16 protein-coding genes are annotated in these 23,149 nt (G+C 39.0%); 8 read left to right on the top strand and 8 right to left on the bottom strand.

What is annotated here, in order from left to right:
• Positions 1-113: 113 nt before the first annotated feature.
• Both F0919_RS08710 and recF read right to left on the bottom strand, forming a co-directional pair.
• The gene (locus tag F0919_RS08710; protein ID WP_150032364.1) at positions 114-1,109 is read right to left on the bottom strand and encodes a sterol desaturase family protein; all 996 of its coding nucleotides are present in this window, start codon (positions 1,107-1,109) and stop codon (positions 114-116) included.
• 177 nt (positions 1,110-1,286) lie between these two features.
• Entirely contained in the window at positions 1,287-2,348 is a 1,062-nt protein-coding gene (gene recF / locus F0919_RS08705) for a DNA replication/repair protein RecF (protein WP_190277323.1), read from the bottom strand.
• 200 nt (positions 2,349-2,548) lie between these two features.
• Between recF and F0919_RS08700 the strand changes: the two genes are divergently transcribed.
• The 4 genes from F0919_RS08700 to F0919_RS08685 all read left to right on the top strand — a co-directional run bounded on the left by F0919_RS08700 (position 2,549) and on the right by F0919_RS08685 (position 7,914).
• Positions 2,549-4,789, top strand: a complete 2,241-nt coding sequence (locus F0919_RS08700; protein WP_190277322.1) for a T9SS type A sorting domain-containing protein — start codon at positions 2,549-2,551, stop codon at positions 4,787-4,789.
• Positions 4,790-5,010: 221 nt separating this feature from the next.
• Positions 5,011-6,003 (top strand): pyruvate dehydrogenase (acetyl-transferring) E1 component subunit alpha, encoded by a 993-nt coding sequence (gene pdhA / locus F0919_RS08695; protein WP_150032361.1) that lies wholly within the window; start codon positions 5,011-5,013, stop codon positions 6,001-6,003.
• 188 nt (positions 6,004-6,191) lie between these two features.
• Positions 6,192-6,890, top strand: coding sequence for a tetratricopeptide repeat protein (locus tag F0919_RS08690; RefSeq protein WP_150032360.1), 699 nt, complete (start codon positions 6,192-6,194; stop codon positions 6,888-6,890).
• 145 nt (positions 6,891-7,035) lie between these two features.
• Positions 7,036-7,914 carry a bestrophin family protein gene (locus F0919_RS08685; RefSeq protein ID WP_150032359.1) on the top strand — a complete coding sequence of 293 codons (879 nt, stop codon included), beginning with the start codon at positions 7,036-7,038 and terminating at the stop codon, positions 7,912-7,914.
• 2 nt (positions 7,915-7,916) lie between these two features.
• Here F0919_RS08685 and F0919_RS08680 read toward each other — a convergent pair whose 3' ends face one another.
• Positions 7,917-9,263 carry an MFS transporter gene (locus F0919_RS08680; protein ID WP_235903478.1) on the bottom strand — a complete coding sequence of 449 codons (1,347 nt, stop codon included), beginning with the start codon at positions 9,261-9,263 and terminating at the stop codon, positions 7,917-7,919.
• A gap of 35 nt (positions 9,264-9,298) precedes the next feature.
• On the opposite strand from F0919_RS08680, the gene F0919_RS08675 reads away from it, so the two are divergent.
• Positions 9,299-9,919 (top strand): GldL-related protein, encoded by a 621-nt coding sequence (locus F0919_RS08675; protein ID WP_150032358.1) that lies wholly within the window; start codon positions 9,299-9,301, stop codon positions 9,917-9,919.
• A 56-nt stretch (positions 9,920-9,975) separates the two neighbouring features.
• Here F0919_RS08675 and F0919_RS08670 read toward each other — a convergent pair whose 3' ends face one another.
• Both F0919_RS08670 and F0919_RS08665 read right to left on the bottom strand, forming a co-directional pair.
• Positions 9,976-13,044, bottom strand: coding sequence for a lamin tail domain-containing protein (locus tag F0919_RS08670; RefSeq protein WP_150032357.1), 3,069 nt, complete (start codon positions 13,042-13,044; stop codon positions 9,976-9,978).
• A 159-nt stretch (positions 13,045-13,203) separates the two neighbouring features.
• Positions 13,204-15,090, bottom strand: coding sequence for a DNA topoisomerase IV subunit B (locus F0919_RS08665; RefSeq protein WP_150032356.1), 1,887 nt, complete (start codon positions 15,088-15,090; stop codon positions 13,204-13,206).
• Positions 15,091-15,283: 193 nt separating this feature from the next.
• Between F0919_RS08665 and F0919_RS08660 the strand changes: the two genes are divergently transcribed.
• From F0919_RS08660 to F0919_RS18720, 3 genes are all read left to right on the top strand, one after another.
• Positions 15,284-17,173, top strand: a complete 1,890-nt coding sequence (locus tag F0919_RS08660) for a T9SS type A sorting domain-containing protein (protein ID WP_150032355.1) — start codon at positions 15,284-15,286, stop codon at positions 17,171-17,173.
• A gap of 150 nt (positions 17,174-17,323) precedes the next feature.
• Positions 17,324-18,298, top strand: a complete 975-nt coding sequence (locus tag F0919_RS08655; protein WP_150032354.1) for a deoxyhypusine synthase family protein — start codon at positions 17,324-17,326, stop codon at positions 18,296-18,298.
• Between the two features lie 684 nt (positions 18,299-18,982).
• Entirely contained in the window at positions 18,983-19,114 is a 132-nt protein-coding gene (locus tag F0919_RS18720; protein WP_262713948.1) for a flagellar basal body-associated FliL family protein, read from the top strand.
• 212 nt (positions 19,115-19,326) lie between these two features.
• On the opposite strand, the gene F0919_RS08650 is transcribed toward F0919_RS18720, so the two are convergent.
• The 3 genes from F0919_RS08650 to F0919_RS08640 form a co-directional block, all read right to left on the bottom strand.
• Positions 19,327-19,884, bottom strand: a complete 558-nt coding sequence (locus tag F0919_RS08650; protein WP_150032353.1) for a hypothetical protein — start codon at positions 19,882-19,884, stop codon at positions 19,327-19,329.
• A 39-nt stretch (positions 19,885-19,923) separates the two neighbouring features.
• Positions 19,924-20,781 (bottom strand): DUF3575 domain-containing protein, encoded by an 858-nt coding sequence (locus F0919_RS08645; protein WP_150032352.1) that lies wholly within the window; start codon positions 20,779-20,781, stop codon positions 19,924-19,926.
• Between the two features lie 160 nt (positions 20,782-20,941).
• Positions 20,942-22,993, bottom strand: coding sequence for an alpha-ketoacid dehydrogenase subunit alpha/beta (locus tag F0919_RS08640; RefSeq protein WP_150032351.1), 2,052 nt, complete (start codon positions 22,991-22,993; stop codon positions 20,942-20,944).
• Between the last annotated feature and the right edge of the window lie 156 nt (positions 22,994-23,149).

Raw genomic sequence — 23,149 nt, 5'->3', positions numbered from 1 at the left:
CAAAAAATGTAACAAAAAATAATAACGGTAAATGTACCGTAGTTATTACGATTGAACAAAAATTCCCTGTTTGAAAGTACAAACAGGGAATGAATTTATTTTAAAAGACAGGATTAAGCATAAACGGGTTGGTCTTTCTCTACGGGTTCCGGCATTTGCTTTAATTGCTTTTCAGCTTTCAGTCTTTCTTTTTCCATCATAATCTTAACCGGGCTGCCAAAAATAAAAAACCATTTCCTTTTGAAACCTTTTGCATGCTTCACATCCTGAATCATGTCCTTTATTTCATGAAAATTAATAAAGATCGGATTGGCTTTGTTCGGAATATTGGTAGTAATTCCATAAATAACTTTTTCATCTTCAGGTTCGTAAGTCTTCCATATTCTGTCCCAGAAAATAAAAGTAGCGCCGTAATTTTTATCGATATATTGTTCCTGAGAACCGTGATGTACGCGATGGTTGGAAGGCGTTGCAAAAATATACTCCATCCATTTCGGACATTTACGGATGTACTCGGTATGTACCCAGAATTGAAACAAAACGGCAACCTGATTGGTTACAAAAAACACAATAGGATGAAAGCCCATCAGGACAATAGGTAAAAAGAAAATTACTTTTATATGTTGAATCCAGCTTAACCTGAAAGATACGGCAAGGTTATAATTTTCACCGCTGTGATGCACTACATGTGTTGCCCACCAAAAACGTTGTTCGTGCGAAACACGATGCGCCCAGTAACTGCACAAATCATAAATAACATAGCAGGGAATGAACAGCCACCAATAAGAATCCAATTTCCAGGGAGCTTCATCCCATTTCAGATTCATACGCCAGGGAACAAGGTTGTATAAAAAAACTACCAGATAAAGCAGGACAACTTTGACACCGGCACTTACTATCAGATTACCAAGGCCTACCAAAATAGAACCAATGGTTTCTGCTTTTTCATAATATTTTCTATCCTGGCGATAAGAAATATACATTTCCAAAACCGAAAAAATAACCATTGCCGGTACAGCCCAGACAATAAGATTTGGTGCATTTTTCTCAACCTGATGAATTAAGTCCATCGGAATTTTATCGGCTCCGAAAAGAGATAATAATGTCATTTACTTCTTTGCTTTTTATAATTTAGAGGTACAATGATAGGAAAAACTACTGAATAGCTTAGGCTTTTGATTGCTTATAATAATTTTTAAAATATCGCAAAGCTAAGAATTGCATCCCCCGCTTAGAATATAAATTGCTACAGAAGTTTAATGGTACGTGTTATAATTAAAGTCTTCTTATAGCTTTATTATCTGAATATCTTTATAAAATTGCTGTAAGGTTTCCAACAAATCCGCTTCTGAAGTATGTGTCAAAAAAATCTGGCTCAACTTGAATTGTTCCAGCATTTCAAATAATTTCAATAACCTTTTACGATCCAGCTTTTCAAAAATGTCATCCAATAAAAGAAAGGGTCTTTTATTCAATAGCTCCAGCCATTTGATGTGTGCCAGTTTCAGGCTGATAAGAAACGATTTCTTCTGTCCTTGTGAAGCATGTGCTTTCATAGGATTATCTCCGATCTGAAAATGCCAGTCATCGGTATGAGGACCTACCAACGTACGTTTATATTCCAGATCCCGCCTCCTGGATTTATGCAAAGCCTCTTTAATGTCTTCCGGCTCAGCATTGTTTTTATAGATAAGCCCCACCCTTTCGGCGTCATTGCTTAATATGCCATAATATTCCTGCACCCAATGTGGTAATTGCAATGATAACCTTTTCCGCTCCTGAATCAGGTAAGAACCATATTGCGCCAATTGTTCATCATAAACATCCAGTAAGTCGTGCGAAATATTGGGAGTTGCCGTTTGCTTCAAATAAGCATTACGCTGTATCAATATCTTTTGATATAAAAGCAAATATTCCAGATAATTGGAATCGCTTTGGGAAAGCAGGCCATCCATAAATTTCCTTCGTAATTCGCTGCCGTCATTAATCAATTCTATATCATCCGGTGCAATCATTACGGAACTGTATTTTCCTATGTGCTCCGTTACTTTTTCATACACGATGCCATCATGTTCAATGGATTTTTTGCCTTCTTTCCATTTGCATACAATCGTTTCATTTTCAAATTCGCCTTCAATCCTGAAACCGGTTGTATCGTATTTTACATTATTGATTTCCCTTCCCTGAAAATAGCTCTTGGTGTAGCACAAATAATAAATGGCATCCAGCAAATTTGTTTTTCCTGCACCGTTCAAGCCCGTGATGCCTGTAACCTTTGCATTGAACTGAAAGGATTGAAAATCGAAATTCCGGAATTGGGTAAGGGATATTTTTTTTAGTGATGGCAATGGAATATTTCTATTTAAAACAATGAGCGAAGATAACCACATTTACGAAGAGAGAAAGAAAGAGTAACCGAAAAATAAGGGTGTTTTAAAGTACCGGATTACGTTATCAAAATATTTCCATGCGTATTCAAAACAGACATTCATTATCAATAATTATAAATTACATTTATGATTATTTGCTTTTTAAAAACAAACCATTTATGAAAAAACTCAAACTACTAGTTATTATCGGTATTTTATTTTCATCAATTTTATCATCTTTTCTGCATGCTCAAACAGAAGGCATAACTAACGATGAGTGGCTGCAACAAATGAAAATAGAAGAACAAAAAATAACAGCTTATGTAAATGAACAGATGAAGAATGTAACATTAAACGATTCTTTGAAAAGATCATTCTTAATATCTGAAAAACACGATGAAATAAGCAAAGCTGATTTACCCAAATTTGCGGATAAATATGTTCAGGATTATTATCGTAAAAAATATTTTGAATTACACCCTGATACCCAGAAAATATATAATCCGGGCAGAGTAGCAACAGATCAAAAAAACAATGCCAAACCCGGAGATGAATCTGCAATCAGCATTCAATGTAGTGAAGGTAATTTTGAATCGGGAATAGGAGCATCTTTTCATGGTTATGAATCACCGGTAAACTATAATGGTTTCCTATGTAATTTCATTCCGACGACAAATGTTGCTTACACTAATATTGGGTTTGGTAACCCGGATGACTTCTTACTAACTAATAATGCTCCGGATCCTATAATTCCATCACTCAATCAAACTCATAATTATTCCAATCATGCCATTAGAATAAATGCTTCAACACCTTGCTGGCGGGATAATGGCTTGGACATGTTACAAAAATCTTTTTCATCATCTGTATCAGGAACTGCGAGAATCAACTTCTCCTATGCGCTGGTTTTGGAAAAACCAGATGACGGAAATCCTTTTTTTGTAGCAAGGGTATTGAATAACCTCGGAGTGGAAGTTGGTACAAGAATTTGCAAACACCCTAATAGTATTGATCCATTAATTCAAACTGTAATCGCAAATGTGCCCGGATGTGAGCAAGGCTATCCTGTAAGCTGGAGGGATTGGGGCTGTGATTTTATTGAGTTTGATATTGCTGCAAATAAAACTTATACTATTGAATTTTTCGTAGCAGATTGTGGCGGTGGTGGCCATTTTGGCTATGCTTATGTAGATGATATATGCACAGATGTCTTATGTTGCGATGCCTCCAAACCAGTTAATTTAAGATGCACTCCGTCCATAAACGGAAGTCAGCTCTCTTGGGACCCTGTTCCCGGAGTATCATACTATAAATTGATCAGGAACCAATATGATCCATCTTGCTGCGAAGGCCCGCATCCTCCTAATCCTATATCAACAGTTGACAACGTAAGCCTCACAAATTTCTTTGTACCTGATTCTTACGCTCATTGTTTTTCCTGGTCAGTAGTGGCAGTAATGCCGGACAGGTGTGAAGCGACTTCCTTTAAAATGTGTTCCTGCACACCACCTCCTCCGCCTCCTGACAGCTTAGACTGTAATGCATCGGCTGGTGGTAATATGCTTTCCTGGACTCCAATTCCTGGTGCAGCTTATTATAAAGTAGTTCTTAATCAATATGATCCCGGATGTTGTGACACTTCACCAATCCCTTATCCTATTTCCGCTGTGTGGACCTCATATAGTTCAAACGTCTTTGTACCTTATTCATTTGCTTATTGCTTTTCCTGGTGGGTAACGGCTATAATGTCAGATAGTTCAAGTTCGGAAAGGTCAGAGAAAAAATGTTCCTGCGTTCAAATGCCCCCGACCGGTTTAAACTGCTTTCCTAATTATATGAATGGCAGCTATGGCAGTGTGATTTCCTGGAATCCTGTTGCCGGAGCGGTTTCATATAAGGTGTTTTATATTAAAAATGATCCTTTGTGCTGTCCCGGAACCAGCCCTACCAGTGGAATGATTACAACTACCAGTACCTCAGGTTTTGTCCCCAGTACAATTGCCGCTTGCTTTTCATGGAGAGTTGTGGCTGTAATGGCAAATGGAACAGAATCGATTTCATCGGAAACAAAGTGTTCATGCACAAAAACAGGAGGAAAGCCCGGTAGAAATGAAGATGAACCCAAAACAACAGAAGGTAAAACTACTATCGGCAAAAATATATTCGCAACCGCTATACCCAACCCCGCATCTGAATATATAGAATTTGAAGTGCACAATAAAGACAATCAAATGGGCACTAATAGTTTTACATTGTATCTATATGATATGAGTGGACGAGAAGTCTTTAATAAAGAGATAACTGATAACAATAAATTACGTGTTGATATCCAACCGTATTTAAATGGTATATACATATATGAAATCCGGAGTAATGATAAATCATTATTTAAGGACAAAGTTGTAATTAAAAAGCATTAATTGCCATCAAGAGAAAGAGGGTTACATTTGTAATCCTCTTTCACCATTTAAAATGGTTACATCGTTTATCCATTTTAAAAATGAAAGAACAAAAATTTAATAGGAATGAAAATGGCCTGTAAATGTTAAGCGCAATCATTTGCGTAAACATGCTGTAGTATTTTGCGAAATGCGAAGGCATTTCTGTAAAGTTTTTATATTTTCGCACAAAATTAATCAAGTTGCAAACACAATTCGGAAAAGAGATCTACCTGCAATGGTACGAAAGCATGTTGCTTCAACGTCGTTTTGAGGAAAAAGCAGGCCAGCTTTATGGTATGCAAAAAATCCGCGGATTTTGTCATTTATATATAGGACAGGAAGCTGTTTCAGTAGGTATCATGTCTGCCATCCGTCCTGATGATAATCTTATTACTGCTTACCGTGATCATGGTTTGGCCATTGCAAAAGGTATTACTGCCGATGCTTGTATGGCTGAATTATACGGAAAAGCAACCGGATGCACAGGTGGTAAAGGTGGCTCCATGCACTTCTTTTCCAAAGAGCACCGTTTTTTTGGCGGTCATGGTATTGTAGGCGGACAAATCGGTTTGGGCGCGGGTATTGCGTTTGCAGACCAGTACAACGACAACGACCGTGTAACTATTTGTATGTTTGGTGATGGTGCTGCCCGCCAGGGTATGTTACACGAAGCATTCAATATGGCGGTTTTATGGAATTTACCTGTTATTTTCATTTGTGAGAATAATCATTATGCAATGGGAACTTCAGTAGAACGTACTTCCAAAGTTTTGAATCTTGCCCAGATTGCAGATGCTTATGATATGCCGGGAGATACTGTTGATGGCATGGATCCGGAATCGGTACATACAGCCATTGAACGTGCAGCAAAACGTGCAAGAGAAAAAGGCGGCCCTACATTCCTGGAAATTAAGACTTACCGCTACAGAGGACATTCCATGAGTGATCCTGCGAAATATCGTTCCAAAGAAGAAGTGGAAGAATATAAGGAGCAGGACCCTATTGAAAAGGCTTTGGTAAAGATTAAAGAAAATAATTGGGCTACAGAAGAAGAATTGGAAGCAATCAATGAAAAAATCAAGGCAGAAGTGGAAGCATCTGTAAAATTTGCAGAAGAAAGCCCTTATCCTGACGACAGCGAATTATATAAGGATATTTATGTACAAGCAGATTATCCTTTTATTAAAGATTAATTACATTCTTATTACAAAATAAAATATTAAACCTTATAGGTGACAAAAACCTGTAAGGTTTTCTTTTGAGTTAAAAATTTACTTACATTCGCTACTCAAAAAAATATTGGCTCAATGCGTTTTTGTGCATGACAAATTGAGAAAAAAAATTACCTTTGCGCACATTTATATTATTTTATTTTTGAATAATGGCAAATACTACAAACACGGAAAACATTAAAGTTGTAAAAGAAACCAGTGGCGTGGACACATTGAGGAACATGCAATCTTCTTTTGAAAAAAATCAAAAAGTTATTATTGGAGCTGTAGTAGCCTTGGTAGTATTGGTTGGTGGCTTTTTCGGATATAAAGAATTTATCCAGAAACCAAATGAAGAAAAAGCTGCAAACGCTTTATTCAGCGCTGCACGTTGGTTTGAAGTAGATTCACTGAATTATACTTTGAACGGCGATGGTCAACATAAAGGTGCTTTGGATGTTATCAAAAAATATGATGGTACAAAAGCAGGAAACCTTGCTCAGTATTATGCCGGCATGAGTTACCTGCGTACAGGTAAACCTCAGGATGCGGTAAAGCATTTAGAAAAATTTGACGGTAAAGGAACACCTTTGGAATATCTGGCTTATGGTGCAATGGGTGATGCTTATATGGATCAGGGTCAGGCTGATAAAGGCATTGACATGTACAAGAAAGCTGCCGGAAATGAAAAAGATATTTATACTTCTCCTTTATACTTGTTTCGTGCTGCATTAGCATCTGAACAGGCAGGTAAAATTGACGAAGCTAAAAAATTATATAAAGAAGTAAAAGAAAAATATCCTTACTCACAACAAGGCAATCAGGCTGATAAATACCTGGCTCGTTTGGGTGATGTAAGTGAAAATTAATTTTTTTAGAAATTACATAAAAAGACTCCGGTTGTATGATACAACCGGAGTCTTTTTATATTCCGACAATCAATATTAAATGAACAATTTAAGGACGACATTCCTCCAAATTATATAAATTTGATTCGTTCTAACATTCAGATACATGAAAGCCTACAATCCAAAAGAATGGTATAAAATCTTGTTTTTCATACAGAAATCAGATACACTGATAAAGCTGTTCCCGCTTTTGATTGTTATCTGCTTATACTCGTTCGGAATAGCCTATTGGGAAATTCATTACCTGAAGCTGAGCGAAAACAGTTGGGCAAAAGGATTACCTGCCATGCACAGCCTACTGGGTTTTGTTATTTCGCTATTATTGGTATTCAGGACAAATACTGCGTATGATCGTTGGTGGGAAGGCCGTAAATTATGGGGCTCTCTGGTAAATAACAGTCGAAATCTTGCCATGAAGCTTCATGCTATATTAGATGAAAACGATCTGGACAGCAGGCTCTTTTTTAAAGAAACAATTGCCTTGTATGCATTTACATTAAAAGACCATTTACAATCTGAATCAACCAGATTAAGCCTTGATGCCACTGATCATCCCGAATTAGGGCGGATTGATACTGAAAAACATATTCCCAACCAGTTAGCGGGGCTAATGATTTCAAAAGTGCAGGAGCTTTATCGTCAGGGGAAAATAAGCGGCGACCAACTTATTGTGATTAACGGAGAAGTTTCGTCCTTTACGGACATATGCGGCGCATGCGAACGTATTAAAAATACACCTATTCCCTTCTCATACAGTTCGTTCATCAAAAAATTCATTCTTGTGTATGTGCTGACTTTGCCATTGGGTTATGTATTTACCTTAGGTTATTTTGTTGCACCTATTGTAACCTTTGTGTTTTACGTTTTGGCAAGCCTGGAGCTGATTGCGGAAGAAATTGAAGAACCCTTCGGCAAAGACCCCAATGATTTACCAATGGAGAAAATGTCGCAGAACATCAGGAAGCATGTAGCCGAATTGATATAGGCCTAACTCTTATCATCCCTGTCCTTAAAGGAAAAATTACGTAAAGTCGGTGCAGTAAAATAAGTAATGCCAACCACTCCTAAAGTAATACAGCCACCCACTACAATAGCCGTCACTGTACCCAATGCACTTGCCATAACGCCACTTTCAAAATCACCCAGTTCATTGGAAGAACTGATAAAAATGGTATTTACAGACGATACCCTGCCCCGCATCGCATCCGGTGTTACCAATTGAAGTATGGTACCACGGATTACAACACTTACGGCATCGAACATGCCTGAAAGAATCAGTATACCAAATGACAAAAAGAAATTTCTGGACAAGCCAAAAGCAATAATACAAAGGCCAAAACCTGCTACGCATACAAATAGTTTCTTACCGGGTTTTGTTTTTAAAGGAATAAAAGCCAGCAAGCCTAAAGTCAATAATGCTCCGATTCCCGGCGCCGCACGTAAAAAACCAAATGCATTGGCACCGCTGAAAAATGTTCCGTTATCAGGGAAAAATTCCTGCTGTACGGCCGGTAGCAAGGCAACCGCACCACCAAACAAAACCGAAAACATATCCAGACACTGTGCGCCTAACAAAGTCGGTGTTTTAAAAACAAATTTTAGCCCTTCGCCGATACTTGTCAATATGGGTTCGCGCGTTTGTTTTAAAATAGGTTTGGGTTGAATGCGCATTAAAGGCAGGAGCAACAATAATTCAATAACAAATACCGCACCTGAAGCGAAAACAATTCCCTTACTATTAGCCATCAACAAGCTTACAGCTTCAATATGATGCGATAAATCTACCGGTATGGAAGGGGTAAAAACAGCGATGACAGCGCCTGCAATCAGTGGCCCTAATACGGCACCTATCTGCCAGGACATGCTGCTCCATGAAGTAGCATTCGGATATAAATCTCTCGGTACTATTTGCCCCAATAACGAAAAAGAGGTGGGACTTAAGAAAGCTCTTAAAATCCCTCCGCAAAAAACGACAAAGAAAACAGCGCCTAATCTTACACTATTGCCAAGATGAGAAAAAGCCAGCGGCGTCGATAAATAGAACAACCCCGAGGCCAGAACAATATAACCAATTAACAGCTTTAAAAGCAAACCGCGTTTTTCCTGTTGATCAACAAAATGCCCTGCAAACAACGCACAACTGATTACCGGAACCACTTCTGCCAGGCCCACAAAACCAAGCGCCATCTTGCTTTGATTGGTAAGATGATATACCCAGTAAGAAACAATAGTAAATTGCATTGCCAAAGCAAAAATCAATCCGAAGCGAATAGCGAGATAATATCTGAATTCCTTAATTTGAAGCGAAGGATTCTTCGTAAGAAAATTTGACAAGGGAGTTATTTTCTGCAAAAATACATACCCTTCGTTTGAACATTCGTTATTTCTTTGAAAAGATGGGAGATGCTTATTATCTTTCCAAACGAAATAATAATATTACCATGCGAAAGTTCTTTTTAGTTGCAACTCCCATATTATTCTTTGCTGCGCTTATCTGCCGGTTTCTTTTAATTGGATTATTTATAGCAGATATTTTATTGAATGCATGCTTTTTACTGTCTTTCTTTTATATGTATTCCATCGGGACAATAAAAAATAGTGTATTAGGACGACTTTCTTACATTGCCATTTCAATATTTATTATCGGTTTATTCTTCAAATTACAGCATTGGCCGTATAGCGGAATTTTAATCCTGTTTGGCCTCACTGCGATCACGGTGATGTATACTATTCATTTTATTATAAAACGGAAAAAGAAATTATTGGATTGGATAAAAGTATTTGCTGTATTTATAAAAGCTGTTGCATCTATGTTCTGGATATTGCATTGGAGTTACAGGGAAGAACTTTCAATTGCCTCAACAATTGTGTTGATAGCTTTAATTGCTGTGTTTTATATTCGTGTAATGAAAAATGATTTAAATAAAGACGATGAGCAGGAACACTCCATAGCAAATTCAGGAAATGATATTTTCAATTATAAAAGTTAATAAAATAAGGCTGCCTGAATTCAGGCAGCCTTATTTTATTAAGGATGATATTAGATTTATTTCACAATTTTCTTGCGGGTAACGTTTCCGTCCTGAATTACTTCTACCAGATACATACCTTGTGCAATACCGGATATATTGATTGATTTTTCGGTATCTGCAAAATTAAGTCCGATGATACGCTGACCATTCATGTTATAAACATTCAGGGTTTTCATATTGTCATTACCCAATGTAGTAATTTCCAGCCAATCGCTGTTTAAGGCATGCACTATATTGGCAGCTTTTGCAGCATCCGGTAAACGAACCAATTTTATAGCAGAGTAGGCATTGTCACCTGATTTTGTAATGGCTTTTATGCGGTACAAGTAACTTTCAACACAACAAACTTTATCATTGTAAGTGTATGAAGTAGTTGTATTATCTGTTTTTACACTTGCAATTCTTTCAAACGAAATACCATCAGCAGAACGCTCTACATCGAAGCTGCTATAGTTTGAAGCATTATCAACATTCCATTTTAATGCCGCGATTCCTTTGCCCGCGTATGTTGCATTAAAATTCTGGAAGACAATAGGAAGCGGTGAACCTAAAGTTATCAGTTTGTTTGAACTGAACTTTTTGAAAGTATTTATGCTTAAATCTTTTGCAGCAGTTCCGTCATTATAATAATTAACCGTTCCGTTGTCGTTGATAATTTCCAATTGGTTCGTCAACAAATTTCCACCGGAATATACAGGCAGCACACCTTCCGGATTAAAATTGGCTACATTAAAATCAGAAAGCAATACAGGTGCATCTGAAGGATTACCATTCCATTTGTACAGAGCACTTGCAATAAGTCCGTCATCGCCATAATCTCCGGCGGCAATCACAAATGAATTCTGAGAAATACGGGTGATTTCCCTGATACCTTTCCCTCCTAAATCAAGAAGAATCGGAGTTCCGATAACAGGGTCAGTTGTTGTACCTGTTCCAAACCATGTTTCAAAGTTCTGAATCGGTGCTATCAAAGCATTTACTCTGTTGGTAGTTGGTTCCAAAGGCGCCCTGAAACCAATATACATCGTCGTATTATCAGGAGCAAATGCCATACCTTCCATATTAAAACCATCAATTTGTTTTGGGTCAAAGCCAGCGGTCATGCTTGCTACCAAGCCAAGGCTATTGGTATTGCTCCAGGTGCTTACGGCATTTCTCAAACCCTCATAATAACCTGCGAAAGTGAAAGCAGTAGTTGCTCCGGTACCTGTAACGGTTGTAGCAAAAATGCGGTTCCTGTTCGGGCGCAGATCAAAACTTGGTGTGCTCTTATTACTATGCGAACCTAACCAATAAATTTTGTTGTTATCCGTAAGGCTTCTTGCAGAAGCTTCAAGATCTATCTCCCTTGGTGCACCACTACTTAAATCTGTAAGTCCTAAAAGTGTGCTGTAATCAAATGATTTTACTGGCAAACCTGATTGACTCCTGCTATACACATTCAATATATTCTTTTCATCGTCGGAAATAATCATGTAATTATCATCCAAAGCAACAGCAGTAGAAGCATCCGAATAACCGGTGTGATAAACTGCATTGGCAGGATCCGTGGCAGCAGCAGAAGCTGCGTAGTTAATGACGTAAATAGTATTATTGGTACCGTCATTAACGGTTACAGTAATATCGGCATAGCCAACAGCAGCCGGGTTTATCTTAATGTTTCTGCTGCTTCCTGTTCCGGATAAAATAATGTTAGTCGCAGGAACAACAGTGATATTACTGCTGACAGCAGTAACCGTAAGGCTATTAACCGCAGTAGCATCATCTCCGATTGTAAAATTAATTCCGACAGTGCTCAACGGGTCTGTTGCATCATTCATAACGCCGCTTATTGCGAATGGAGTAAGCGGTAAAGTACTTACACCTCCGTCAATCAAATTGCTTGTAGTAGCCGTATCCATCACAATGGTAGGATTACCACCCGACGGAAGGGCACAAGGATCATATACGACCGTTGCTCTTGCACTTTTTCCCGGGCTTCCTATAAAACCACCTGTAGTAGCAGCAAAGGAAGTTTCGGCATCAGCAACTGCTGACAATACCCATTGGTTGTGCACATTGATACCCATTGCAACTGCCGGTACCCATGCACTTTTAGTATTAGTACGCGGGCCGCCAAGAGGAGCTGTACCCTGATCGTTGTATGTAAGCCTGTCTATCAGTGAATCATTATTGTCATATATGTTAATCTCATCGTTTCTTCCGAGATTAACGGCATTGCCTCCTATAACTTTCACACCAGGACATAATCCCCATGTTGTACGGAACGCACTTGCGGTAACATCTGTAAGTACAACAGATTCTCCTGCATTTACAGTCCCAAATGCAGTAAGGCTTGTGGCATTGACTCCGCTGGTAGCACGACTATTATCAGAGAACTTCCAACCTGTCATATCTATGTCAACTGAACCAACGTTAGTAAATTCTATAAATTCAGAACCATCATATTGGTATTCGGTTATACGCATTTTCGGCGCACAGGGATTATAATAAACCGTTGCTCTGGCACTTTTCCCCGGGCTTCCTATATAACCACCCGAGGCGGCAGTAAAAGAACCTTCAGCATCAGCAAGTGCTGATAATACCCATTGGTTGTGCACATTGGTACCAAGTGCTGTTGCCGGTACCCAGGCGCTTTTAGTATTGGTACGAGGGCCGCCAAGAGGAGCTGTACCTTGATCGTTATAGGTAAGCCTGTCTATTAAAGCATCAGTATTATCATATAGATTAATTTCATCGCTTCTTCCGAGATTAACAGCATTGCCTCCTATAACTTTCACACCGGCACATAAATTCCAGGTGGTACGAAACGAACTTGCCGTAACGTCCGTAAGAATAACAGATTCTCCTGCGGTTACAACTCCAAAGGCGCTAAGGCTGGTAGCATTAGTCCCACTGGTAGCACGGCTATTATCAGAGAACTTCCAGCCTGTCATGTCTATATTAGTTGAGCCTACATTGGTAAACTCTATAAATTCAGAACCATCATATTGGTATTCGGTTATGCGCATTTGTGCATTTACACTAAAGGCACTTAATGCTAACGCAAACGCAACCGTACAGCTTTTGTAAACTTTTATCATAAAAAATTTAGTCTATTTGGATGCGAAAGTAGCCGAGCTATATTAAGCCGATGTGAAATCACCATTAACCGATTGTTACGCAATTGGTCATTTTAGGTTAAATAAAAATGTCGGCCCTTAAGGCCGACATTTTTATTTAAATATTAAACTTGTTAATAACTATACTGCTTCTACAATATCTTTTTCCACTACCAGATTTTCAATAATAAATTTCTGCCTTTCCGGTGTATTCTTACCCATAAAATCCTGAAGTAACTTTTGGATATGTGCATCTTTGGTAATCAAAACAGGCTCACGGCGCATGTCTTCGCCAATAAACCTGCCAAACTCATCCGGAGAGATCTCACCCAAGCCTTTAAATCGGGTAATCTCAGGCTTGTTACCTAATTCTGCCACCGCTTTCTGCTTTTCTTCTTCGCTGTAGCAATAAATAGTTTTCTGCTTATTTCTTACGCGAAACAACGGCGTTTCCAGAATATAGACATGGTTATTTCGTACCAAATCGGGAAAGAACTGAAGGAAGAAAGTCATTATCAGCAAACGGATGTGCATACCATCCACATCGGCATCGGTAGCAATTACAATATTATTATAACGCAATCCATCCATACCTTCTTCAATGTTCAAAGCATGTTGCAAGAGGTTGAATTCCTCATTTTCATACACCACTTTTTTAGTAAGGCCAAAGCAGTTCAAAGGCTTACCACGCAAGCTGAATACAGATTGCGTTTCTACATTTCTGGTTTTTGTGATGGAACCACTTGCAGAATCCCCTTCCGTAATAAATATGGTGGAAAGCAATTGCTTTTCCTGAAACTCTTCTTTATTTTTTGCGGGAGGTTCCGCATTTAAATGAATACGGCAATCCCGTAATTTCTTGTTGTGAAGATTGGCTTTTTTGGCACGTTCATTTGCCAGTTTACGAATGCCCGAAAGTTCTTTTCTTTCACGCTCGCTCTGCTCAATTCTTTTCTTTAAAGCATCTGCAACAGCCTGATTTTTATGCAGGAAATTATCCAGCTCTTTTGAAAGAAAATCCAACACAAACGACTTCATGGAAGGGCCATTCTCATAAGTGGTAATGGAACCTAATTTGGTCTTGGTCTGCGATTCAAAAACAGGTTCCTGTACTCTTACAGAAATAGCTGCACAGATACTCTGACGAATATCGGAAGCTTCATAATCCTTCTTATAAAAATCGCGGATGGTTTTTACATAAGCCTCTCTGAAAGCAGCCTGATGCGTACCACCCTGCGTTGTATGTTGTCCGTTTACGAAAGAATAAATTTCTTCGCCGTAATCGCCGGTATGTGTAAATGCCACTTCAATATCCTCGCCTTTCAAATGAACGATAGGATAACGTATATCTTCCGCATTTGTCTTATTGCTCAACAAATCCAGCAAACCATTTTTGGAAACATATTTTTTGCCATTAAAAACAATGGCCATGCCTGCATTCAGGTAACAATAGTTCCATATTTGATTGACTACATATTCGTTGATGAAATGGTAGTTTTTAAATACAGTAGCATCCGGCGTAAAGTTTACTTCAGTCCCGTTTGTTTCTGTGGTATTAACCTCTTTATGTTCCTTGATTAACTGGCCCTGTGTAAACTCGGCGGTTTTTGCTTTACCCTCTCTGTAAGATGTCACGGTAAAAGAGCTGCTCAATGCATTCACCGCTTTGGTACCCACACCATTCAGACCTACAGATTTCTGAAAGGCTTTACTGTCATACTTTGCACCGGTATTTATTTTGCTTACAACATCCACTACTTTACCCAAAGGAATGCCGCGGCCATAATCGCGTACGCTTACGGAACCATCGGCAATAGTAATATTCACCTGCTTCCCGTGTCCCATAGTATATTCATCAATACAGTTGTCCACCACCTCTTTCACAAGCACGTATATACCATCATCCATACTGCTGCCATCGCCCAGCTTACCAATGTACATACCGGGACGCAGGCGTATATGCTCGCGCCAGTCCAGCGACCGGATACTGTCTTCGTTATACTCTACCATTACTTTTTCTTCTGCCATAATATAAAATGATTCGCTGCGCAAAAATAAGGAATTGAGACTGGGAAGCATAATGCTTTCTATCAGGATTATTTCCACAGCAACGAAATTCAATGTTATCGAAAAATAAAAAACAATGCATTATTTATGGTTAAATGAAAATATTTAAATAAAATTGCTCATTAAACAGTACTATAAATAAAATTATTTCATTATGAAAAAATCAGCAAAATATTTGGAAGGAATGAGGCTTGTAGTCTGGCTATTTCCGATTTTCATATTATACCAAACAAGCCTGCAAGCACAGGTTATACTTACAGGCACTATTTATACACAAAATTTTGACAGCATTGCTAATGTTATGCCTACCGGCTGGACAGTTGACACAGGAATGACTGCTTCGTTTTCAGGCAATGATGTAAGCACCACTTACTTTAATAATGTACCTGCTGCAAATACTGGCTGGAGCAATACTACAGGCAGATTCAAGAATGTTGCATCCGGCATTCCTTATACATTTTTTGCCGACGCAACAAGCGCTTCACAATCCGGGCAAAGCAACAGAGCATTGGGTGTCCGTCAAAATACCGCAATCGACAAAAATGCAGGTTTTGTTTTAAAAATAGCCAACACAACAGGTTTCGAGAATTTCATGCTATCCTTCAATCTGCAATCGCTGGATTCCAATGCAAGTCGCGTTACCACATGGAGTGTAGATTATGGTATTGGCAACAATCCTGCGTCTTTTATACCTGTTTCAACCACAGGAATAATGACTACAGGTGGCAATCAATTTTCAAAAGAGACGATTACGGTTGATTTCGGAAATGCATTGAATAACAAATCACAACCTGTTTATATAAGAATCGTTTCCTTGCTCCCGACAACAGGAACAGGCAACAGGACAACATCTGCCATTGACAATTTTAGTTTATCGTGGAGCATTATGCCTCCACAGGCCAATATAGAACTTTTGTCAAAAACGCCTACAGATACCGCAATATCGCTTTCCACAAACCAACTGACTTTACATTATGATAATCTCATTCAGCCCGGTTCAGGACAAATTGATTTATATAAAACAGGAAATCTATTACCAACAAGTTTTACCGTACCTTCTTCAGCAATTACTATCAATGATTCTACCGCAATAGTTAATGGCATCAACCTTGAAAACAATACAAGTTATTATGTGCTGATGCCGGCAGGAACATTTTTAAAGCAAAGTGATACTTTACCAAACCATGCCATTACAGACACAGCTTACTGGACATTTTCCACAGTCGATACTACCCCGCCACCCGTTCCTGTATTGCCATCCATGCTGAACGAAAGTTTTTCGGATTGTTCGGATACAGCTATCGGAACTTTTGTACAGTATAATGTCTCAGGAACAAAAACATGGAAATGCAATGTCAACGGGCATGATGACAGCGCAGCAATCAGCATGAGCGGTGGAGTAGCTATAGCTGTTTCAAACACAAATGAAGATTGGCTTATTTCTGCCGAACCTTATGATTTTTCAGGGATGACAAAGCCTGTACTTAGCTTTTGGCAAAAAAGAAGATTTGAAGGAACCGTCATCAGAACCATTAAAATCTCAACAAATTATATTTCAGGTACGGTTCCTGACAGTGCAACTTGGACCATACTTCAGGTGCAGGATATGAGCCACAGGCCTGATGCCGATATCTGGTCGCAAGTAAATGGCATTGACTTAACAGACTTTAAGGGTACGCCGTTCTTTTTAGCTTTTACTTATGCCTGCGATACGGGCGGAGCTTATGAATTGTCTTATGATGATATTAAAGTGACAGATAATCCGCTTAATATCATCACGCCTGCAACCGGAAACATTGGCTTAAAAGTGCTGGGGGAAGCGACTTCCGAAAAAATTATCCTCGACTTTAACCTGACTTCGGATACTGATTTGAGCATCCGGATGTATGATATGACAGGAAAAATTGTTTATCAGCAAAACAATAAAGGCAAAGCCGGACATCGGCAAATCCTGATTGAAAATGCGAATATCCATGCAGGTTTGTATATAATCAAAATGCTTACCAATAATGGATCCGGAACAATTAAGATTGTGGTAAAATAAAATTTAATATTCGACGAAAAGCACGACCTGTATGGGTTGCGCTTTTTTCTTTAATACAGTGCAAAACAATTTTAAGGAAGGTAATATGGCAGAGAACTTACAAAATCATACTTTTGCAAACCAAATTTACATTAAAATAAAATTCACAATATGAGTAAAGGTCCCGTTTCTCAGTTTATCGAACATCATTACCGTCACTTTAATGCAGCCGCTTTGGTGGATGCTGCCAAAGGATATGAAACACACCTGACGGAAGGCGGTAAAATGCTGGTATCGCTTGCAGGTGCCATGAGTACAGCCGAATTAGGTATTTCCTTAGCTGAAATGATTCGCCAGGATAAGATTCACATGATTTCATGTACAGGTGCAAACCTTGAAGAAGACGTAATGAATCTTGTGGCGCATTCGCACTACAAACGTGTTCCGAACTATCGCGACCTTACACCGCAAGACGAGTGGGATTTATTGGAAAACCATTACAACCGCGTTACAGATACTTGTATTCCTGAAGAAGAAGCATTCCGTCGTTTACAAAAACATCTGGAAAAAGCATGGAAAGATGCAGAAGCAGCAGGCGAGCGTTTTTTCCCGCATGAATTTTTATACAAAATTGTATTAAGCGGCGAGTTGAAAGAATATTATGAAATTGACCCTAAGAACAGCTGGATTGTAGCGGCAGCCGAAAAGAATCTTCCGATTATCGTTCCGGGTTGGGAAGACAGCACTACGGGTAATATTTTCGCAAGCTATGTCATCAAAGGCGAATTGAAAGCAAGCACCGTTAAAAGCGGCATTGAATATATGGTCTGGCTTACGGAATTATACCGTGAAATGAGCACCGGCAAGGGTTTAGGCTTCTTCCAGATTGGCGGCGGTATTGCAGGTGATTTCCCGATTTGCGTCGTTCCCATGATGTACCAGGATTTGGAATGGCATGATGTTCCGTTCTGGTCTTATTTCTGCCAGATTTCTGATTCCACAACCTCTTATGGTTCTTATTCCGGCGCTGTTCCGAATGAGAAAATTACCTGGGGCAAGTTAGATATCCATACACCTAAGTTCATTGTTGAAAGCGATGCTACCATTGTAGCTCCTTTGATTTTTGCTTATTTGCTGGGAATGTAATTATTTGAATAATCAATATCGGAACCTTACAGGATTTGAAATTCTGTAAGGTTTTTTCATTTAGAAAAATTGGCTATCTGCATGCAGGAAACAAAATATTCAGATTATCCCGTAGGGATTTAATATTGGTAGAATATATTAAACCGCTCTGTTAAGACCCCGGCGGGGTCACATTGCAACATTACAAATGGACAATGCTATCCGATCTTGTCCCTACAGGACAAACCAATAATACGTAATCTACATTACTACCAATATTAAATCCCTACGGGGATAAATTCGGTTTATCGTCTGCTGTTTCCTGCATGCAGATAGTCGTTTAGAAAATATAGTTTGTAGCACTCATAATTCCCGGTTTATGAATTCCGGAAACCAATAAGCCTTCCTTATTCTCGCTAAGATCCTTTTTCAAACTGAACGTTCGTTCATAATTCAAGCTATAAAAGAGAATGATTCAGGCTTAAAAATTATAGCTATTTACGCGCCGGATAAAACAAAAAAGTTGACAAAAATCATATAATCGTCTTACAATTGGTTGATTATTTATTAAAAAATAAAACCAATTGTCAAATATGAGTTATGCATGATACCTAGCGTTGAGTAGTTAATGAAAATTTAATTTTTTAATTTATTAAAAATCGGAATAAATAAAGAATAACTTTACTCAACAAAAAATTTTTCAAAATGAGAAATGTTCTTTTATCTTCTGAAGGCTTACCATCTGAATTCTGGATTACGTTGGGTATTGTAATTCTTGCAGTAATTGCAGGCGGTGCTTACGCTTCCTGGAGCATGAAGCGTAGTAAGATGCACTAACGTTATTACTTCTCTTTCCTCATTTTCTAAATAAAATAGCAGGAAAGACATGATTAAAAGACCTTTTTTGACCTGTGTCGTCACACAGGCCAAAGAATTTTACCCTCCAAAATATTCAACCCGCTTTATAAATCTATAGAATAGAAAAGATTTACAGGAAAACTGTAAATCTTTTTATTACTGTTGTTCTTCTTGATTCAATCAATGTTCACTTACAAAGAAGCCACTACTATAAACTTGATGGTAGCCTTGCATTTGATTACTTTGGTAGTAGTGCGGTTCGCTTTTACATCAGCTTTGAAATGAAAATTATCGGAAGTAAAATAGCCCGACAAATCAGCATTCTGATTAACGGGTAAATTCAATTCGTAAGGTTCTGTCGGTGCCTGGTTGAGACTACAGATTGAAACCCATTCAGGTTTCTGATCAGAAGACATGCTTAAGTTCAGCATAGACAAAGCTGTAAGATTATCCTGTGGGTCCTGGTTTTCAGGCAGGATGCTTAAAGTAACGGAAGAAAGGCTTGCTGATTTTACATTACCTACGCCCAATTGCTTATTGGCATCTTTAATGGCAGCATCTATATCAAAAGCAAGATCAGTTGTTACACTTGCGGGCTGACTTGCATCTGTTACCTGCGGAATAACAATATCATACTCCATTGTAACAGGAACATTGGCTTTTACAATGTCTTTAACTTTATCGCACGACTGTAACGTCAGCAATAATATTGCAGCAACAAGCGTAAGCGGGAAAAGGATCTTTTTCATAACACAATATTTTATCTATCTATCAAAAAATCTAAACATCTAAAACCTAAAGCCAAGACACAAGCCAAACCCACGAACAAGTGGCAGGCTACCTCCATCTACTTTAAGGCTGGCTGTTGTATTGCTGACTACCGAAGTTGTCTTAAAAGAGGAAAAATCTATTTCTATTCCATTAAGATTTTCGTTTAGCTGGTCCCTGTCCTTATCAGATAAATTGAAACCGGAACCACTCAATTCAACTTTAGGCTTTGCATAATAAGGCCCCAATATCCACCAATCCAAAGTAAAGCGACTACTCAACATAAACTGACTGCCTATCATCAAACCAACGCCGGCTGAGGAATAATGGCCATCGAATCCGATATTGGTAGTAACATTATTGTCGTCCTTATACACATAAACAGAATTCAGGTCAAAACGTTCATAGCGCACGAAAAGTCCTGCATAGAAGCCTTTTCCGTTGCCCCTGCCAAAATAATAACGCAGTTCAGGTGTGATGGCCCAACCTCCCATATCCATTTTTTTGATGAATTGTGTTGTTGCATCATCGTTATCATCATCCTCCTCTATTTTAGAAGCAACTGTACCCGAAAAAGGCAATCCGGATTTAGGCATAAACCTGATGCCCAGACAGGCAGACAACTTTGGTACAAGCACTCTTTCATATTGAAATGAAAAGTTTTTTACCACTAAAGATGAAAAATTCATCTTGACAATGTTCTGAGACGTTATGTCTGCAGACATCTGGTCATCGCTATTATCAGCGCTTGCCTCATCGTCATTTTCTGCCGTTTTAATAGTTGATGTAGCAGGTGCGGAAATCGTTTCATGCTTAGCAGCATAAACAGCATAAACAACGGAGCTTAATAAGATAAGTGTAAGTAAAGTTTTTTTCATTCTTAACAGATTTATTGAAAGAGAAGCAGGAAAAGGCTATTGCTGCAAAAATAACTAATAAAAGTATAATGTATTCACGTCGATTAAATTCGTAATAATCATAAAACAAAAACCGGCTTGCGCCGGTTTTTGTTTTATGGGATACTTCCTTTATTGAAAACTAATAATTCAACAACCATTCCATCTTTTCTTTCACCTTCTCTGCATTTGGTAACATTTCTGCTTCCAGGCCGATATTCATTGGCACTGCGGGAAGATTCAACGCACCTAATGTCTGAACCGGTGCATCCAGGCTCGTGAAACAATGTTGTGCAATCTTTCCGGAAAGGGCTTCTGCAAAAGAATTGTTCAATTGCTCCTCCGTAAGTACCAGACATTTACCATGTTTCCTTACGGTTTCATAAACAAGGTTTTCATCCAGTGGGAATAAAGTACGTAAGTCAACGATATCAACACTTCCCGGGAAATGTTTGGCTGCGGCTTTTGCCCAATGCACACCCATTCCATAGGTAATGACACAAATGGAATTACCATTATCAACCTGTGCTGCGTCGGCTTCCAATACAAGCAGGCCCTTACCAAACGGCAATACATAATCTTCATCCGGTTCAATGGTTTTGGCTTCATCCGTTCCCGGTACCTTACTCCAGTACAACCCTTTATGCTCAAACATAATTACCGGATTAGGGTCAAGGAAAGCCGCTTTCATCAGGCCTTTCAGATCGGCTGCATTGGAAGGGTAAGCAATCTTGATACCTTTAATAGTAGCAATAGTGCTTTCCACGCTGCCGCTATGATAAGGACCGCCGCCGCCATAAGCACCGATCGGAACACGCAAAATCATGTTTACCGGAAACTTACCGCAGCTTAAATAACTGGACTTACTTAATTCCGTCACCAACTGATTGATGCCCGGATATATATAATCTGCAAACTGAACTTCAACAATGGATTTTAAACCAACGGCACTCAAACCCGCTGTAGAACCAACGATATAAGCTTCCTGAATGGCGGTGTTAAAAACGCGCTCATCGCCAAACTTATCCGCCAATGTAGCCGCCTCTCTGAAAACGCCGCCCAGCCTGCGTCCTACATCCTGACCAAAGAACAATGCTTCGGGATGTTTTCTTAAAATTTCTTCTACCGCATGCAAAGCCGCATCTACCATTACAACCTTTTCCCTTCCTTCAGGAGAACGGTGGCCCTTCTCTTCCGTTGCGGGAGTTGGTGCAAACACATGATCTGAAACCGTTGATGGGTCAGGTTCCGGAGCCGCTACTGCCAGGTCAAATTCATTTTTGATAAAAGCAGTTTCTTCCGCTTCTATATTATTTAAAGCATCGGGCGTGATGCCTCTTTCTATCAGTAATGATTTTAATTTCGGAGCAGGGTCATTTTTATAATGCTTCGCAAGGTCTTCTTCCGTTCTGTACCATTCTTTACGTACGCCGGAGGTATGGTGTCCGAGCAAAGGCACTTTTGCATGCACTAATATAGGAGCGCGGTTTTTTCTGACATAAGCTATGGCATCCTGCATGCCTTTATAAGAGGTTTCAAATTCACTGCCATCAAAGCTCATACGCTCCATGCCTTTAAAACCTGCTGCGTATTCATAAGCATTCATCGTACGCGCTTCGTCACTGCTTACCGAGATACCCCAATCATTGTCCTGTACCAGATAAATAATCGGCAGTTTCTTTAATACGGCAAATTGAAATGCTTCACTCACTTCGCCTTCCGTAACACTGCCATCGCCCAGTGAACAAATGACAACAGGCGGTTCCGGATATTCTTTTAACTTTTGTGATTCAATATAATCAATGCCTTGTGCCACTCCGGTTGTAGGGATTACTTGCATGCCGGTTGCACTGCTTTGATGAATAATCTTAGGAAGATTTTCTTTGCGGCTGTTCGGATGGTTGTAATATGCCCTGCCTCCGGTATATGGATCGTCGCCTTTAGCCAGTAATTGCAGCATCATTTCATAAGGCCTCCAACCCATGCCCAGCATCAGACTCTCGTCGCGATAATAAGGGCTTACCCAATCATAATCCTTTAATAAAAAGCCTGTGGCTAATTGTATGGCTTCATGGCCTCTTGAAGTGGAATGAACGTATTTACAAATGGGTCTGTTATTCTCGTATATATCGGCCATCGCTTTGGCGGTCATCATCAGGCGATAGGCTTTCAATAAAACATCATTGGAAAGCATAGTATCTATTTAAGGACGGCAAAGATAGGAAATTGAATTTTGTGGCTCGTTAAAGCGATGCTGAATATTTATTGGAAAATTGCTGTTATCGTAATTGATATATGTATTTTAAGGCAATGCTACATCTGCCTGATATATATTAAGAAAAAAGCGGCT

Source organism: Taibaiella lutea (assembly GCF_008629695.1).
Taxonomy (GTDB): Bacteria; Bacteroidota; Bacteroidia; order Chitinophagales; family Chitinophagaceae; genus Taibaiella; species Taibaiella lutea.
This window is presented reverse-complemented; position numbering and strand designations above follow the sequence as displayed.

Coding starts and splice junctions, on each gene's coding strand:
- F0919_RS08710 (WP_150032364.1), bottom strand. CDS start 1,109: ATGACATTATTATCTCTTTTCGGAGCCGATAAAATTCCGATGGACTTA.
- F0919_RS08700 (WP_190277322.1), top strand. CDS start 2,549: ATGAAAAAACTCAAACTACTAGTTATTATCGGTATTTTATTTTCATCA.
- F0919_RS08690 (WP_150032360.1), top strand. CDS start 6,192: ATGGCAAATACTACAAACACGGAAAACATTAAAGTTGTAAAAGAAACC.
- F0919_RS08685 (WP_150032359.1), top strand. CDS start 7,036: ATGAAAGCCTACAATCCAAAAGAATGGTATAAAATCTTGTTTTTCATA.
- F0919_RS08670 (WP_150032357.1), bottom strand. CDS start 13,044: ATGATAAAAGTTTACAAAAGCTGTACGGTTGCGTTTGCGTTAGCATTA.
- F0919_RS08665 (WP_150032356.1), bottom strand. CDS start 15,090: ATGGCAGAAGAAAAAGTAATGGTAGAGTATAACGAAGACAGTATCCGG.
- F0919_RS08660 (WP_150032355.1), top strand. CDS start 15,284: ATGAAAAAATCAGCAAAATATTTGGAAGGAATGAGGCTTGTAGTCTGG.
- F0919_RS08655 (WP_150032354.1), top strand. CDS start 17,324: ATGAGTAAAGGTCCCGTTTCTCAGTTTATCGAACATCATTACCGTCAC.
- F0919_RS18720 (WP_262713948.1), top strand. CDS start 18,983: ATGAGAAATGTTCTTTTATCTTCTGAAGGCTTACCATCTGAATTCTGG.
- F0919_RS08650 (WP_150032353.1), bottom strand. CDS start 19,884: ATGAAAAAGATCCTTTTCCCGCTTACGCTTGTTGCTGCAATATTATTG.
- F0919_RS08645 (WP_150032352.1), bottom strand. CDS start 20,781: ATGAAAAAAACTTTACTTACACTTATCTTATTAAGCTCCGTTGTTTAT.
- F0919_RS08640 (WP_150032351.1), bottom strand. CDS start 22,993: ATGCTTTCCAATGATGTTTTATTGAAAGCCTATCGCCTGATGATGACC.